Annotated in this window: 12 protein-coding genes; 6 read left to right on the forward strand and 6 right to left on the reverse strand. The window is 62.6% G+C overall.

Going from position 1 to position 16363, the window contains the following annotated elements:
* Positions 1-2: 2 nt before the first annotated feature.
* From BANT918_RS07390 to BANT918_RS07405, 4 genes are all read right to left on the reverse strand, one after another.
* The gene (locus tag BANT918_RS07390) at positions 3-1820 is read right to left on the reverse strand and encodes an ATP-binding cassette domain-containing protein (RefSeq protein ID WP_101619648.1); all 1818 of its coding nucleotides are present in this window, start codon (positions 1818-1820) and stop codon (positions 3-5) included.
* Between the two features lie 3 nt (positions 1821-1823).
* Complete coding sequence (locus tag BANT918_RS07395) at positions 1824-3500, reverse strand: ABC transporter substrate-binding protein (RefSeq protein WP_101619649.1); 1677 nt, start codon at positions 3498-3500, stop codon at positions 1824-1826.
* Positions 3501-3642: 142 nt separating this feature from the next.
* Positions 3643-4641, reverse strand: a complete 999-nt coding sequence (locus BANT918_RS07400; RefSeq protein WP_101619650.1) for an ABC transporter permease — start codon at positions 4639-4641, stop codon at positions 3643-3645.
* Positions 4638-5618: an ABC transporter permease gene (locus BANT918_RS07405; protein ID WP_101619651.1), complete on the reverse strand. Its 981-nt coding sequence runs from the start codon at positions 5616-5618 to the stop codon at positions 4638-4640. Before BANT918_RS07405 ends, BANT918_RS07400 begins: the two co-directional genes overlap by 4 nt.
* Before the next feature lie 430 nt (positions 5619-6048).
* Here BANT918_RS07405 and BANT918_RS07410 point away from each other — a divergent pair, with 430 nt between their 5' ends.
* Positions 6049-7341 (forward strand): GNAT family N-acetyltransferase, encoded by a 1293-nt coding sequence (locus BANT918_RS07410; RefSeq protein ID WP_101619795.1) that lies wholly within the window; start codon positions 6049-6051, stop codon positions 7339-7341.
* A 111-nt stretch (positions 7342-7452) separates the two neighbouring features.
* The gene (gene serA, locus BANT918_RS07415; protein ID WP_101619652.1) at positions 7453-9045 is read left to right on the forward strand and encodes a phosphoglycerate dehydrogenase; all 1593 of its coding nucleotides are present in this window, start codon (positions 7453-7455) and stop codon (positions 9043-9045) included.
* Between the two features lie 44 nt (positions 9046-9089).
* Here the strand turns inward: serA and BANT918_RS07420 are convergent, their stop codons facing one another.
* A complete protein-coding gene (locus BANT918_RS07420; protein ID WP_101619653.1) occupies positions 9090-9794 on the reverse strand; it encodes a phosphatase PAP2 family protein in 705 nt (234 codons plus the stop codon).
* Positions 9795-9804: 10 nt separating this feature from the next.
* The gene (locus BANT918_RS07425) at positions 9805-10659 is read right to left on the reverse strand and encodes an HpcH/HpaI aldolase/citrate lyase family protein (protein ID WP_180957274.1); all 855 of its coding nucleotides are present in this window, start codon (positions 10657-10659) and stop codon (positions 9805-9807) included.
* Positions 10660-10848: 189 nt separating this feature from the next.
* Between BANT918_RS07425 and BANT918_RS07430 the strand changes: the two genes are divergently transcribed.
* The 4 genes from BANT918_RS07430 to BANT918_RS07445 all read left to right on the forward strand — a co-directional run bounded on the left by BANT918_RS07430 (position 10849) and on the right by BANT918_RS07445 (position 16328).
* Positions 10849-11886 carry a 3-isopropylmalate dehydrogenase gene (locus BANT918_RS07430; RefSeq protein WP_101619654.1) on the forward strand — a complete coding sequence of 346 codons (1038 nt, stop codon included), beginning with the start codon at positions 10849-10851 and terminating at the stop codon, positions 11884-11886.
* 160 nt (positions 11887-12046) lie between these two features.
* Positions 12047-13138 carry a branched-chain amino acid aminotransferase gene (locus tag BANT918_RS07435; protein WP_101619655.1) on the forward strand — a complete coding sequence of 364 codons (1092 nt, stop codon included), beginning with the start codon at positions 12047-12049 and terminating at the stop codon, positions 13136-13138.
* Between the two features lie 186 nt (positions 13139-13324).
* Positions 13325-14764, forward strand: coding sequence for an MFS transporter (locus BANT918_RS07440; protein ID WP_101619656.1), 1440 nt, complete (start codon positions 13325-13327; stop codon positions 14762-14764).
* A gap of 85 nt (positions 14765-14849) precedes the next feature.
* Positions 14850-16328 carry an HNH endonuclease gene (locus tag BANT918_RS07445; RefSeq protein WP_101619657.1) on the forward strand — a complete coding sequence of 493 codons (1479 nt, stop codon included), beginning with the start codon at positions 14850-14852 and terminating at the stop codon, positions 16326-16328.
* Positions 16329-16363: the final 35 nt, after the last annotated feature.

Raw genomic sequence — 16363 nt, forward strand, 5'->3', positions numbered from 1 at the left:
CTTCAGGCGGCCAGCCTGGTCGCGCGACGAGCTGCCTGGACCTCGGGGTCGGGGACTGGCGCGGAGTCGATGAGCTCGCGTGTGTAGCCCTGACTCGGATTCATCAGCACCTGAGAGCTCGGCCCCTGTTCGACGATCGCCCCGCGCTGCAGGACGACGACAGTCGACGCCAGCTGTTCGACCACTGCAAGGTCATGGCTGATGAACAGACAAGCGAATTCGTGGATCTCGTGGAGGTCGGCCAGGAGTCTGAGGACTCCTCGCTGCACGGAGACGTCCAGCGCCGATGTGGGCTCATCGGCGATGAGCAGCTTGGGCCCAAGTGCAAGTGCTCTGGCGATCGCTACGCGTTGGCGCTGGCCGCCGGAGAGCTCGTGCGGATACCGTCCGGCGAAATCGCCCGGCAGACGCACATCGTCAAGGAGGCTCGTCACCTGAGCTTCGATGTCTCGTCGACCGCGATCGGTGTGGACTCTCATGGGTTCTGCGATCTGTGCCCCGACCGAGCGGCGCGGGTTGAGAGATCCGCGCGGATCCTGGAACACGACGCCGATCTCCGACCGCAGCCTCCGCTGCTTTCGAGTCGGACGCGTACTCACGCGACCACCGTCGACGAATGCCCGACCGGAGGTCAGCCCTTGGCCTCCGGTGAGTACGTTGGCGATCGTTGACTTGCCCGAGCCGGATTCGCCGACGAGACCGGTGATCGACCCTGCGGGTATGGCGAGGTCGACCGAATCCATTGCAGTGACTTGGCGTCCCGAGCTGCGGTGGACGACAGTTGCGGCGGTCAGTTCGGCGGCCAGAACAGCGGGAACGGCAGCAGGCGAGGATTCTGCCCAAGCCGTTGCCGAACCATACGGATGCGCAGTCGGAGAGCCCAGACGATCGTTCACCTCGGCGGTGGAGGCCGCGATGACCGCATTCAGCCGCGGGACCGCGTCGAGGAGTTCACGCGTGTACTCGGACTTCGGGCGGTCGAAGATATCGCGAACTGCACCGGTTTCGACGATGCGTCCCGACTTCATCACGGCCACACGATCAGCAATGTCGGCGACCACACCCATATCGTGGGTGATGAGGAGGACGGCCTGGCCTTCCTCGGTGGCCTGCCGGCGCAGCAGATCGAGGATCCCGGTCTGGACTGTGACGTCGAGAGCGGTGGTCGGCTCGTCGGCGAAGAGCACTTCGGGGGAATTGATGGTCGCCAGCGCGATCATCGCCCGCTGCAGCTGTCCGCCGGAGAGCTCGTGTGGGTAGGCCCGCATGACTTGGTCGGGATTGTTCAGTCCCGACTTAAGCAGCTGCTGCCGTACTCTCTCGCCGATCGAATCATCGGACTGGGCCCCGTCGGTGGGAGACGTCGGGGTACCTTCGGGCAGGGTCGTGTGAGCACCGCCGGCTGCGGCGGGCTCTCTGCCATGGGCACGGGCCGCCTCGGCGATCTGATGCCCGAGTCGAAACATGGGATTGAACGCTCCCATCGGCTCCTGGAAGACGACACCGACGCGTGCACCGCGAACTCGGCGCAACGCTTTCGCGGTGAGACCGACTAGCTCGGTGTCCTGTCCTTGGCGAGCTTCTCTGCCTTCGCCGATCAGACGCTCTGGCCCGGTCAGACGCACCGAACCGGTCTGAGTGGCCGATCCGGCCAGGCCGAGTGCCGCCAGCGCGGTCACCGACTTGCCCGAGCCCGACTCGCCGACGAGGGCAAGGATCGAGCCCGGCACGAGCTCGAGGGACACGCCCTCGGTGATGGTTCGGGCCCCGAAGGAGACCGAGTGATCGGAGAATTCGAGTGCTGCAGAAGTGTTGGCCATGGGTCAGCCTTTCAGTGAGGCCTTGAAATAGACCGGGTACGCGGGGAAGTCGCCGACGACGAAGTTCTCCACAGCGGATCCGTACAGGAAGGAGTTCTTGTTGTAGGTCAGCGGCACTATGGGAGCATCGTCCATGATCCGCTTGTCAGCCTCGGCCCAGATCTTCTGTGCCTCTTCCGGTTTGACGGTTTCGGTCGCCTTCTTGATGAGTGCGTCCACCTCGTCGTTGGAGTAGCGGGAGATGTTGTAGTTGCCGTTGCCGATCTGCGAGGAGTCGAAGAGCGGCTGGATGTTGCCATTGGCCGATGGGAAGTCCGGCTGCCACGAGCTCAACGCCAGGTCGTAGTCGCCCTTGGCGTCTGTGGCATCGGCGGAGAACGTGTTCGCGTCCACGGACTTGATCCTCACCTTGACGTCGATGCGGGCCAGAGCCTCCTGGATCGCTTCGGCCTGCGCGACCGAGGTGGCGTCGTTCTTCACCAGCAGCTTGAGCGTGCCCAGATCAGCACTCGACTCCTTGAGCAGAGACTTGGCCTTGTCGATATCACCGCTGGGATCTGCCTGATAGAGGTCATAGTCCTGACGGCCGGGGATCCCTGGCGTGATGAGCGTCGAGGCGAAGTCGCCTGAGATCTCTCCTCCGCCGGCGATGCGATAGGTGTCCTTGTTGACCGCATAGTTGATGGCCTGACGGACCTTGACGTCGTCAAGTCCCTTGCGCTCGTTGTTCATCGCGAGGTAGGACAGGGCGCCCGGGCCTGAGGTGACGAGACGGGACTTCGCACTCGGGTCGCTCTGCACCTGAGCCAGCTGCGCGGCCGGGACGAAGCTGGCGGAGAAGCCGTTCTTCGCATCTCCGGAATCGGAGATGAGAGCCTGAGCGGTCACCGAGGCATCCTGGCCGAGTTTGAACACGACCTCATCGGGGCCGGCGGTGCGCACGGGGTCGGTCTTCTCGTCCCAGTACTTGTTGCGCGTCAGCACGGCTTCGGAGCCGGATTTGTTCGATTTGACCTGGTAGGGGCCTGACGAGATCGGGTCGAGGCCGTACTTGCCCGGATCGTCTTTGTCCTCGGGGACGGGGGAGAAGGCCGGCATGGAGGCGATCCACGGGAAGTCGCCGAAGGCTGACTTGAGGTGGAAGACAATGGTCTTGTCATCGGGAGTCTCGACGGATTTCAGTTCCTCGCCCTTGAACGGGCCCTGATAGTCAGCGCCGCCCTTGAGCAGCGTCTTGTGGTAGCTCAGGCCACCGGAGAGTTCGGTGGAGAAGGACCGTTCGATGCCGTATTTGATGTCCGCCGAGGTGATCGCGGAGCCGTCCTCGTACTTGAGGCCGTCTTTGAGGGTGAAGGTCCAAGTCTTGCCGTCATCGCTGATCTGTCCGGTGTCGGTGGCGAGGTCGGGAACGACCGTGCCCTCCTGGCCGGGCCTGATGTCCCACGTGGTCAGACGACGATGGACGTAGGCCAACGATGTGATCGCCAGGCCCTGGCTCTTGCCGGGATCGAAATCGAGGTCGGAGTCCTCGGCGAAGATGTTGAGGGTCCCGCCCGTGTGCGTCTCGCCCAGAGTGTTCGTACTCTTGTCGCCGTCCTTGTTGAGCTCTGGGTTGGCGTTGCAGCCGGTGAGGATGAGTCCCAAGGCCAGTGCTGATGCGATCAGTGCTGATTTTCTCATGGTGTGCCTTTCTCAAGCGTCCCAATCGGGGTGGTGATGGTGGGCCCGAAGGTTCGCTGTGTCCGTGTGTGTCGTCATGGTCCGGTGATGGTGTGGCTGCGTCGGTCGGCGCGTGTACCCGCCGTGCGTGTGGATGCGGGGGTCAGTGGCGGGCCCCGATTCGTGGGTCGAGGATCGAATAGCTGAGATCGGCCAGCAGATTCGCGATGACCACGATCGCCGCGGCGAAGAGAGTGACGCCGACGATGACCTGGATGTCGAGGTTCGACACGGCTTCGAGCAGCAGTGTGCCGACGCCGCCGAGGCCGAAGACCTTCTCCGTGATCACTGCCCCGCCCAGGAGCCCGCCGATGTCGATCGCGAAGAGCGTCGTCAGGGGCAGCACCAGATTGCGCAGCCCGTGCTTGCCGATGACGACCGGTTCGCTCAGCCCCTTGGCCCGGGCCGTGCGGATGTAGTCCTGGCTCATCACCTCGAGCATCTGGCCGCGAGTCAGCCGTGCATAGATCGCTGCATTGGCGATGGCCAGGACGATCCAGGGAAGGATCAGGTGGAAGGCCCACATCGCAGGGTTCTCGGTCAGCGGCACATACCCGCCGATGGGCAGGACGTTGAGAGTGAAGCCGAAGAGCAGGATGCCGAGCAGACCCAGCAGGTAGGTGGGCGCTGAGATGCCGGTGATGGCGGCTCCCATGACCACGTTGTCGGTGGCAGTTCCGCGCTTGAGAGCGGCGATGAGGCCGGCGGCGATCCCGCCGATGGCCCACAGGACTGCCGCACCCAGAGTCAGTGAGACGGTGATCGGCAGTCGGCTGAGGATGAGCGACGTGACCGAGTCGCGCAGACGGAACGAATAGCCGAAGCAGGGGGCATCGCAGTGGATGGCAGCGGCACCCGCGCCGAAGTCACGACCGACGACGATTCCGCGAAGGAAGTCGAAGAGCTGCTTCCACCACGCCTGATCGACACCCAGATAGCGTTCGACTTCGGCGAGGCGGTCCGGCGAACATGGCTTTCCGCACGAATACTGCGCGGGATTGCTGGGCATGAGGTAGAAGATCGCGAAGCACGCGGCCGCGACGATGAAGAGCACGATGAGTGCCCCGAGCAGACGATAGATGACGAATTTGGCGCGGCTCACGGTTGTCCTCCTGTGCTCACGGGTTCGATCGGTGCCGCACTCTCGCTGCGCGCCTCAGCTGGGTCGAGCGCATCACGGAGACCATCACCGAACATGTTGAAGCCCAACGTCACGAGGAACAGCGCCATGCCGGGGAAGATCAGGTACATGGGATCGACCTGGACCCAGGAGATCGCGTCGGAGATCGAGCGACCCCACGACGGAGTGGGCGGATTGACGCCGACCCCGAGGAAGGACAACGCCGCCTCGGCACCGATCTTGCCCGGGATCGACACGGTCGTGAAGACAATGATCGTGGCCAGAATGTTCGGGAAGATCTCACGGATGATGATGCGGGCGCTTCCGGTTCCCTGGGCAGCTGCGGCACGGACGAACCCGCGCTCCTTGAGCGAGAGAGTCTCGCTGCGCACGACGCGGGCGATCGAGGGCCACCCGAAGAAGCCGATGACGAGGATGAGGAGCAGGGTGCGGGGGACACTCGCGGGGACGGTCGCGGACAGCGCGATTGCGAAGATGAGGAAGGGGAAGCCGAAGATCACGTCGGTCAGACGCGAGAGCAGGCGATCGGCGAAGCCGCCATAGAACCCGGCGACGAGGCCGACGATCACCCCGACGACGATCGAGACGAGCGTGGCGGCCAGGCCGATGAGCAGGGATACCTGAGCACCATAGGAGACGATCGCGAACAGATCACGACCAGTGCGAGGCTCGACGCCGAACCAGTGCTGGGTGCTGATCCCACCGAATGGCCCTGCCGGTGCGGTGTCGGGTCCGAGGAGGTCCGAATTGTAGGAGAGCGGGCTGTTGCCGGTCAGCGCTGAGAAGACCGGGGCCAGGAGCGCGAGAAGAATGAAGACGAGCACCAGGACGAGGCCGGTCACGGATGCGCGCGAACGCAGGAGACGAGCCCAGACGCTGTCTCGGCGAGTGCGCTGCGCTAGAACTCGCTCGGCAGGTCCTTGTGAGGCTGCTGTCATCGCCATCCTTCGATTCTGTTCGGGTCATCCGGCGGAGAGTGGTCGCAGCCAGGGTCGCTGAACTGCTCAACAATTATTACTCCTGAACTCGTCCTGAGCAAAGTCACCAAAGTCATTGGACGTAATTTCGAGCCTCAGTAGCGTAGTGTCCTGCGCAGATACAGCGATTCGGGTGCACAGGTAAGAGCAGGATCACAGGCTCGAGATTGTGAATCTGCTCAACGATGAAGGTTTTAGCAGTTTATCTGCGTCGGGGAACGCGGCGTCGGAGGCTGACTCGGTGCTCGGGCCAATGACTCAGTGCTCGGGCCAATGACTCACTGTTGGGCACAGTGGCCGTTCGTCTCCGCGGCTCGGTTCAATACGACGATTCGGCCTTTTCCTGCGTCGGCAGGGTGCATGAGGCGTGAGGTGAATTACTGTGGAGAACGTGACGAACTACAGATTCGAAAACTTCAAGCCCGCCTTCGACGAATCCACCGGTGCCCCTGATGAGCGCACCCAGGGGTACTTCGCGTCGACGAGCGTGGGATTCCACGATGCCCGCTCGACAGACGATGCCCTGAAGAATCGCGTGGGGCGGGCCATCGCCGACGGCCGGAATCTCACCGCCGTCTATGCGAAGCAGGAATACGAGCACGCCCTCGACGCGGGAATTCCTGTGGCGACCTTTGCGTGGTTCGAGAAGCTGGTCAACGTGGGTGGTGGGCGTCTGGTGCCCGGACGCCTGATCACCTGGGTGACGGTGCGGCCGACGCATCGCCGGCGTGGACTGCTGCGGTCGCTGATGACGACCGACCTCGCCGAGGCGAAGGCCGACGGATACCCGTTCGCCGCTCTGACTGCGACCGAGGGTGGGATCTACTCCCGCTTCGGCTTCGGTGTCGCCACCTGGGCGCATTCCATCGAGGTCGACACCTCACCCGGATTCAAGATGGTCCACGAACCCGACCGTCGGGTCGAGATGTGTCTGCCCAGTGAGCTGCGTGAACTGGCTCCGAAGATCTACGGGGAGTTCATGCGCACCTCGCCGGGTGCGATGGAACGCCAGCAGACCTACGTTGAGCGTGCCACCGGAGCGTTGAACACCGACACGGGTGAAGCCGACCGTGGCGTGCGTGCTGCCCTGCACTTCAATGAGCAGGGCGAGGCCGACGGCTACGTGTCCTATAAATTCGCCGGTTGGTCGAAGAATCCGCCGACGATCGAACTCATCGACTTCGTCGCAGTCACCGACGCCGCCTATGCCTCACTGTGGTCATTCCTGGCCGCCATCGACCTGTCGACGAGAGTGACATTCGGGGAATCGGCCGAGGATTCGCCGCTGCCCTGGCTGCTCACCGATTCCCGCCGGGTCAGGACCGTGTCCACGGAGGACAACATCTGGATCCGGATCCTTGATGTCAAGGCAGCACTCGAAGCCAGGCCCTGGTACGTGCCTGGCACATTGGTGCTCGAGATCGATGATTCGCTGGACTTGGCCGGTGGTCGTTTCACGATCACCTCCGACGGTGAGAACGCCGTCGTCGAAACCGCCTCCGATTCGACTCCTGCCGATTTGAGCCTGGGTATCGCGGAGCTTGGTTCCCTCTACTTCGGCGGTGCCGACCCGGTGATCCTGGCGAGGGCGGGACGAATCGACGAGAACGTGCCCGGAGCAGCGGTGCGCGCCAGTGCGATGTTCAGCCTGGGACGGATGCCCTACTCGCCCAACGGTTTCTGAGACCTGCACCTGAGCTGAGTCGGGACTCACTTCCCAGAATTTGAGACCTTGTGAAGGCATTCACAAAGTCTCATAAGATGGACGCGTCCCACACGCTTCAGGAGGAACTCAGTGCCCAAGCCCATCGTGCTCATCGCCGAAAAACTGTCACCGGCCACCATCGATGCCCTTGGCGGGGACTTCGAGATCCGTCAGACCGAAGGTGCTGACCGTTCTCAGCTCCTCAACGACATCGTCGATGTCGACGCGATTCTCGTCCGCTCCGCCACTCAGGTCGATGCTGAGGCGATCAGTGCTGCGAAGAAACTCCAGGTCATCGCCCGGGCCGGCGTCGGACTCGACAATGTCGACGTCCCAGCCGCCACCTCGGCGGGTGTCATGGTCGTCAACGCTCCGACCTCGAACATCATCTCCGCGGCCGAGCTCACCATGGCCCACATCCTCGGGTCGGCACGTTACTTCGGCGCCGGCAACACCTCGCTCAAGGCGGGGGAGTGGAAGCGTTCGAAGTACACGGGAGTGGAGCTCTACGAAAAGACTCTCGGCATCGTCGGACTCGGCCGCATCGGCGGACTTGTGGCTGAGCGTGCGAAGGCATTCGGCATGCGTCTGGTCGGCTACGACCCCTACATCACGCAGGCGCGGGCCGCGCAGATGGGCGTCGAGGTCGTCGACCTGCCCGGGCTGTTGGCCGTCAGTGACTTCGTCACCGTCCACATGCCCAAGACCCCCGAGACCATCGGCATGATCAGCACAGAGGAATTCAAGTCGGCGAAGCCGGGCGCACGATTCATCAACGTGGCCCGCGGCGGCATCATCGACGAGGAGGCGCTGGCCGAGGCGGTCGCAGCAGGTGAAGTCGGCGGTGCCGGCATCGACGTGTGGAACACCGAACCTCCTGAGCACTCGGCGCTGATGGAACTCGACGCCGTCAACGTCACGCCCCACCTCGGCGCTTCGACTGCCGAGGCACAGGAGAAGGCCGGCGTTGCCGTGGCCAAGTCCGTACGTAAGGCCCTGGCCGGGGAACTCGTTCCGGATGCGGTCAACGTTGCCGGCGGGGCCATCCACGAGGACGTGCGCCCGGGCATTCCCCTGGCAGAACGACTGGGCCGAGTCGTCAACTCACTGGCGAACTCCTCGGTCACACATTTCAAGGTCGAGGTCAACGGCGAGATCGCGGACAAGGACGTGTCTGTCCTCAAGCTCTCCGCGCTCAAGGGCCTGTTCAAGGACGTCGTGTCCGATCAGGTTTCCTACGTCAACGCCCCGCTGTTGGCCGAGGAGCGCGGAATCGGCGTCGAACTCGTCACCGATCCGTACTGCGAATCATTCCGCAACATCACGCGGCTGACCGCGACGACGAGCGAAGGCCAGCGGATCTCGGTCTCGGGTACGGTGACCGGACCGAAGCTCGTGCAGAAGCTCACCGAGGTCAACGGTTTCGAGCTGGAGATCGAGCTCACCGACAACCTGCTCATCTTCCGCTATGAGGACCGTCCGGGCATCATCGGTCAGCTGGGCCAGGCCCTCGGCGCCAATGACATCAACATCGCGGGCATGCAGGTCTCACCCTCGGCGACCGACAATGATGCACTGTCTGTGCTGGCTGTCGACTCGGCGGTGTCCGAAGCCGTCGTCAAGGCCGTGGCGGGAGCCGTCAACGCCTCTGCATTCAGTGGAGTCTCATTGAGCGAGGACTGAGACAGTCTCTGACTAGGAGTCGTTCACCTCTGACTAGGACCCGTTCACCTCTGACGATGAGGCGAACGGGTCCTTATCGCCGCCCAGGTCCACAGTTCGTCGGCGAGTACCGCGGCCGAGGCGCCGATGAGGGCTCCGGCGATCGTGTCGGAGAGCCAGTGCACCTGGAGCGCCGTGCGTGACCACATCATCAGCAGGATCCATGCGAGGGCCAGGACCATCGACCAGTGGAACCGCAGACGCACCGGTTCGAGCGGGGGCGCGATGTCGGTCGGAACGGCCTTCGCCAGATTGATCATGTGGGCTCGGGAGGCGATGAAGGCGAGTCCCAGGGCCAGTGCGGCCGCGCCCATGGAATGGCCCGAAGGGTATGAATAGCCCAGGGAGTCATAGAGCTGTTCGCCGGGGCGGACTCGGGTGACCACGGCCTTAAGCAGTTCGGACAGAGCGATCCCCATGAGCATGGTGGTCACGAGGACACCTGCGGCACGGAATTGTCGCAGGAGGACGAAGATCGCAGCCAGCAGGCCGGTGCAGATCACGGCCCCCGCACCCCCGCCCACCTCGGCGAGAGTGACCGCCAGCCAGTACCCGGTGGTGCCTGGCTCAAGCCCGACGAGGTTCAGCCAATCCTGATCAACCGCCGTAGGTCCGGAGACATTGACTCTCAGCCACAGGCCGAATGCGACGACGAGGAGGACCGCTGGCAGGGTCGACCACAGGATCCACGAGGGTTGACGGACCGACATTCCTAAAGGCTCAGGCGTTCCAGAGACCGTAGGTAGAGGCCAGGGATGCAATCTTCTTCGCGCGAGTCAGGCGTGGGAGGTACGAGCCGTCCGTGATCTCGGAACCGCCCTCGGCTGCTTCGAGCATCTGACGTGCCCAGTCGCGCTCGTCTTCGCTCGGACTCATCGACTCGTTGAGTGTCACGACCTGATCGACGTTGAGCACGAGCTTTCCGGTCATACCCATCATGTGGGTCACCTCGGCGTCCTTGCGGACCTGCTCATCGCTGGCGGCGGCTGCTGAGGGGCCGTCGATCGCTCCGGGCAGTCCACCCATGCGTGAGGCGATGGTCAGGCGTGAGCGGGCGTAGGCCAGCGCCATCGGATCGCCGGAGAAACCGGTGTCCTTGCGGAAGTCGTTCGTTCCGAATGCAAGACGGAAGGTGCCGGGCGCCTCGGCGATCTTGGTCGCGTTCTCCACGCCCATCGCAGATTCGAGGAGCGCGATGACCGGCAGTCCTGCCTTCGCCCGCATTGCCGTGTAGGAGACCTGCTCGGGCCGTTCGGTCTCCGGCAGCATCACGCCGCGCAGTCCGGGAAGCATGGCAACGGAGGCCAGATCGTCGTCCCAGAATTCGGAGTCCATCTTGTTGATCCGGACCCACGCGGACATGCCGCCCTCAAGAGCGCGCACGACATTGTCACGAGCCTCGAGCTTCTTGTCGTCGGAGACCGATGCTTCGAGGTCGAAGATGACGGAATCCGACTCGGAGATCTGCGCCGCAGAGAAGATCTCCTCCTTAGCCGCATTGACCAGCAGCCAAGAGCGGGAGAGCTTGGCGGGAAGGGCGGCGGCTCGGCGGTTGCGGATGATCCTATCTGTCAATGATCGACTTTCTCTGGGGTTTTGAGGTGTTCCTCCTATCTTCGACCTTCGGAGCGGGAAATTGTAGTCAGGAACGAAGTTTGAGACATGAAATTGTCGATGACGGGATCCGGTGCAGTTGACGACACATCAGTGTCCGGATGGCAGGACGGCCTAGTTGTATAGTGAGATGGGTTCTAATCTGTACCTATGAAGTTTTCAATTGCAGTCATGCCCGGTGATGGAATCGGCAATGAGGTCGTCCCTGAAGGTCTGAAGGTTCTCAAGCGCGCCATCGAGGTCTCCGGAGAACCCGTGGAGCTTGAGCTCAAGAACTACGATGTCGGCGCCAGCCGCTGGCACGAGACCGGCGAGACGATGACAGACGAAGAGCTGGAATCGCTGCGTGGCCATGACGCGATCTTCTTCGGTGCATGCGGCGACCCGAGTGTGCCATCGGGTGTGCTGGAACGTGGTGTGATCCTCAAGATGCGCTTCGGGCTGAGCCACGCAGTGAACCTGAGGCCGTCGAAGCTCTTCTCTGGAGTCACCAGTCCGCTGGCGAATCCGGGAGAGATCGACTTCGTGGTCGTCCGTGAAGGCACCGAAGGTTCGTACACCGGGATGGGTGGCTCTGTCCGCACCGATACGCCCCACGAGGTCGCGACCGAGGTCTCGATCAACACCTGGTACGGCGTCGAACGCGCTGTTCGTGACGCATTCGAGCGCGCACAGGCGAGGAACAAGAAACTCACCTACGTCCACAAGCACAACGTCATGGTCCATGCGGGCCACCTGTGGCGTCGGGTCGTCGAGAAGGTCGGCGCCGAGTACCCCGAAGTCACATTCAACTACGAGCACACCGACGCGTGCACGATCTACATGGTCACCGACCCCTCACGCTATGACGTGATCGTCACCGACAACCTCTTCGGTGACATCCTCACCGACCTCGCGGCGGCCGTGACCGGCGGCATCGGACTGGCCGCCTCGGGCAATCTGAATGTCGAAGGTACGGCGCCGAGCCTATTCGAGCCCATCCACGGATCGGCCCCAGACATCGCCGGACAGCAGATCGCCGATCCGACCGCCTCGATCCTTTCCGGTGCACTGATGGCCTCGCACCTGGGGCTCGACGTCGTGGCTAAGTCGATCGAGACCGCTGTTGAAGCCGATTTGGCCGATCGCGACGGAACCAAGCGATCCACCGCCGAGGTGGGCGACGCGATTGCGGCTCGACTGGGCTGAGGCGGCACGACCGCCTCGGCGGTGTCAGGGATTCGCCCGTTCGGCAGGGCAGGGACTCAACCCTGTTCGAGGGGACAGGGGCATCACCCCGGTGCGACGCGCACCGGGGTGATGGACTACCCTGTCAGTGTCACTCATCACAAATGAGAAAAGAGTTCTTATGACTAAGTTTGCCGTTCTCAAGAATGTCCAGCCGCAACCCGAGCTGGTGCGAGAGAACATCAAGAAGGACCCCGGATTCGGGCTCTACTTCACCGACCACATGGCCCACGTCAGGTACACCCTTGACGATGGTTGGCACGCTCACGAGGTGAAGCCCTACGGTCCGCTGGTGCTCGATCCTGCTGCTGCAGTGTTCCACTACGCGCAGGAGATCTTCGAAGGGATGAAGGTCTACCGCCACGCAGACGGCTCCGTCTGGACCTTCCGTCCCGAGCGCAACGCTGCGCGCATCAACAAATCCGCCGAGCGTCTTGCGCTGCCGCAGATCTCGGAAGAGGATTTCATCGAATCGATCAAGGCGCTGGTCGCACTCGATCAGCAATGGGTTCCCACCCCAGAATCCGAGACCGACGAGTCGAGCATGTACCTGCGGCCATTCATGATCGCCACCGAGCGATTCCTGGGTGTGCGGTCCAGCCATGAGGTCGACTACTACGTCATCGCCAGCCCCGCCGGTCCGTACTTCTCCGGCGGCATCAAGCCCGTCTCGATCTGGCTGTCGCAGAACTTCAACCGCGCCGGCTCCGGCGGCACCGGATTCGCCAAATGCGGTGGCAACTACGCGGGCTCGCTGGCAGCGCAGAACGAAGCCGCAGCCCAGGGGTGCCAGCAGGTGCTGTTCACCGACGCCGCAGAGAACAAATACATCGACGAGCTCGGCGGTATGAACCTCATGCTCGTGACCAAGGATGGCCGCCTGCTGACTCCAGAGCTCGGTGATTCCATCCTCGATGGTGTCACTCGCCGGTCTCTGCTCGACCTCGCCCCGCAGTTGGGTCTCGAGCCGGAAGAGCGCAAGGTTACGGTCGACGAATGGCGTGAGGGTGCTGCCAATGGCGACATCGTCGAGGCCTTCGCCTGTGGCACCGCCGCTGTCGTGACTCCGATCGGCCGTGTCGTCGGCAGCGATTTCACGATCGATCACGGTGATGAGCCCGGTGAGAAGACCATGGAGTTCCGCAAGACTCTGCTCGACATCCAGTACGGTCGTGCCGAGGATACGAACAACTGGATGGTTCGCCTGGCCTAAGGTCTGCGCACCGAGGGGCTGGGGCCTGTGAGCCCAGTGGCTGCGGAGGTGCGTCGGCTCAACTCGCCTCACATTGAGAGGGTCGGGTGCCGCGATTTCGATCGCGGCACCCGACCCTCTCAATGTGCGATGCGAATCTCAGAGGGTAATTTACTCATAAGTGCGTTAAAGGGGTACTGTGGGCCCGTGTCTACTGCAACCTCGGCGTCCACGCCGACCGCTTCCGAAGTCATCGCCAACCTTCCTTGGCGATGGAGAACCCAAGGCGTTATCTTCATCATCGGCGGCCTGGGGTTCATGTTCGACGCTTGGGACGTCGCCCTCAACGGGTTCCTCATTCCGCTGCTCAGCGACTACTGGAGCCTGAGCGTCGGCCAGGCCGCCTGGATCGCTACGGCCAACCTCATCGGCATGGCGCTGGGCGCCTTCATCTGGGGCGGCATCGCCGATGTGATCGGCCGGAAGAAGGCATTCACCCTCACGCTTCTCGTATTCTCAGTCTTCACAGTTGCCGGCGCCTTCTCCCCAGCATTCAGCTGGTTCATCCTGTTCCGATTCCTCGCCGGATTCGGGCTCGGCGGATGCATCCCCGTCGACTATGCGCTCGTCGGGGAATTCACTCCCAAGAAGCACCGCGGGCGCGTCCTGACTGCGATGGACGGATGGTGGCCGATCGGCGCCTCGCTGTGCGCCTTCGTCTCTGCATCCTTGCTGGGAGTGGGTGATTGGCGCCTCATCATGCTCGTCATGATTGTGCCCGCGCTGCTGACAGTTGCCGTGCGTTTCGGAATTCCCGAATCACCTCTCTACCTTGCCTCCGTGGGACGGTATGCCGAAGCCGACGCCATCATCGCCCGGCTCGTCGAGCGCACCGGCGCCGAGGTGACGACCTGGACCCACGATGTCCCCGCAAAGGGCGCGATCGAGGCCACCGGCACGGCCCCGGCGCCGCGGCAGGCATCCGACTCGTCTGGAACTCTCATCTCTGTCAACAAAAAGCTGCGTGCAGCCAGCGGCCAGTTGGTGCAACTGTGGCAGTACTCGGCCAAGACGACTCTCGTCTCCTGGGCCCTGTTCGTCTCCGTCCTCCTTGTCTACTACGCGGCACTGACATGGCTGCCGGGCATCCTGAAGAAGCAGGGCATGGGCGATCAAGCAGCGTTCATGGTCACCGGGTCGATGACCGCGGTGGGCATCCTCGGCGTCATCGTCTCGGCGCTGATCGTCGAACGTGTGGGCCGAAAATGGGTGCTCGGCGTGACCTCGATTGTCTCCGCAGTCCTGTTGGTATGCGCTGCCGTGTTCATCGAGGCCTCAGGTTCAGAGCTGACCTTTGCAGCCAGAGCCAGCATCATCGGGTTCGGGTTCGTCGTGCAGATCGCGATTCCCACTCTCTACACCTACGTCTCGGAGTTGTACCCGACCCGTCTGCGAGCTTCGGGATTCGGCTGGGCATCGGCTGCCTCCCGCATTGCCACTGGTATTGCTCCGCTTGTCTTCGGTGCGTTCATGTGGCCGGTCCTCGGACTGACAGTGACTTTCATTCTCACGGGACTGCTCGTGATTGTGGCGGTGGTGCTGATGGGTCTGCTTGCGCGAGAGACCACTGGCGAAGCGCTGGGTTGAGGGTCTTGTCGTTCGAAACCGTCCCTGAGCTGGACTGATACTCGGCCAAAATCTCGTGTCAGTGCCGACGGCTACTGTGATTGGTATGGAAGCACGGACGGTTTCAGACGTGATCACCGAGATTCATCGGTGGCGCGAGGTGCTGTCCGACCTGCCGCCTGCGCGCACGGAAACCGAAGCGATCGACAGAATCACTGCGCTGGAAGAACTGACGTCGGTGAGCGCTGCAGCGCAGGCCAGAGAGACGTTGACCTTCGACATGCACCGTCGGAATCGTGAAGCTGAAGAAGGTGTGCCGAGCCGCAGTCAGGGCAAGGGCCTTGGCGGTGAGATCGGGCTGGCTCGGAAAGTGTCTCGGGCCAGAGGGAGCAAGCTGCTCGGCTTCGCCCGGTCCCTGTTGATGGATCTTCCGAAAACCTATGCCTCCTTGAAGAGCGGAGACATCTCAGAGGAGAAGGCGCGAGTCGTTGCGAAGGAGACCGATTGGCTACCCAGAGACAAAAGGCACGAGGTCGATGACCGGATGGTCGATCGCCTCGCCGAGGTGGGTGTTGGTCGACTGGGCAACGAGGTTCGCGCTCTGGCCCAGCAGCTCGACCAGAAAGCAGCCGTCGAGCACCTCGACAGGTGTGTGGAAGAACGTGCCGTCACGGTGCGTCCAGCGCCGGGAAATATGGCGTATCTGACAGCGCTCCTGCCGCTGTCGCAGGCAGTTGCAGCGTATACAAACCTGTCGAAATCGGCACAGTCGATCGTCGGTACAGGGCAGTCCGAAGGGCGAACTCAGGGACAGGTCATGGCCGATCTCTTGGTCGAAAGAACCACGGGCCAGGACGGTGCTGAGGCCATCCCTACCGAAGTCCACGTAGTGATGAATGAGGACAGTCTCTTCGACCCGGGCGAGACTCCAGCGTGGTTCCCCGGCTTCGGCCCGATCCCCGCAAAGACGGCACGCGAATTCATCGCCGACAATGAAGCCTCAGTCTTTCTTCGCAGGTTGTACACTCGCCCGTCCGACGGACAGTTGGTCCGGATGGACTCGAAGCGACGTGAATTCTCCGGACTCCTTCGACGCATGGTGGTGATTCGTGATGATGTCTGCCGATCACCGTGGTGCGATGCCCAGATCAAACACGCAGACCACTCGCAGGCATTCGCCGCTGGTGGTGAGACCGACTGGGACAACGCTTCAGGGCTCTGCGCCGCCTGCAATTTCCTCAAGGAACTGCCAGGATGGCGACACGAGGCCACGGCAGACGAATTGGTCGTACGAACCCCCACCGGACACCGATATCAGATCAGCACCAGACCGATCGGAACACCGATGGCGAACTCAAGTGAACTTCCCCGCTCCAACCTCACCACCGAACAGATGTCGGATGAAGCCAACGACCCCAGTCTCTTCAAAGTGAGAATTCCACCACTTCGAAAAGTCGAAGCACGGAGGTCTAAAGGAAAATTCGAATCCCTCAAGGTGGATGTGTGGGAATGTCGGGAGGAGCTGCCGAGTGTGGTGGAAATGTGCCTAGCGGGGCAACTGACCGAATTCGTCTCTGCGGATTGATGTCCTCGAGTGATTGGTGCCTGCGACTAGGCAAT

This window comes from Brevibacterium antiquum CNRZ 918, from assembly GCF_900169145.1.
Taxonomy (GTDB): Bacteria; Actinomycetota; Actinomycetes; order Actinomycetales; family Brevibacteriaceae; genus Brevibacterium; species Brevibacterium koreense.

Coding starts and splice junctions, on each gene's coding strand:
- BANT918_RS07420 (WP_101619653.1), bottom strand. CDS start 9,794: ATGTCGGTCCGTCAACCCTCGTGGATCCTGTGGTCGACCCTGCCAGCG.
- BANT918_RS07445 (WP_101619657.1), top strand. CDS start 14,850: ATGGAAGCACGGACGGTTTCAGACGTGATCACCGAGATTCATCGGTGG.
- BANT918_RS07395 (WP_101619649.1), bottom strand. CDS start 3,500: ATGAGAAAATCAGCACTGATCGCATCAGCACTGGCCTTGGGACTCATC.
- BANT918_RS07435 (WP_101619655.1), top strand. CDS start 12,047: ATGACTAAGTTTGCCGTTCTCAAGAATGTCCAGCCGCAACCCGAGCTG.
- BANT918_RS07390 (WP_101619648.1), bottom strand. CDS start 1,820: ATGGCCAACACTTCTGCAGCACTCGAATTCTCCGATCACTCGGTCTCC.
- BANT918_RS07405 (WP_101619651.1), bottom strand. CDS start 5,618: ATGACAGCAGCCTCACAAGGACCTGCCGAGCGAGTTCTAGCGCAGCGC.
- BANT918_RS07430 (WP_101619654.1), top strand. CDS start 10,849: ATGAAGTTTTCAATTGCAGTCATGCCCGGTGATGGAATCGGCAATGAG.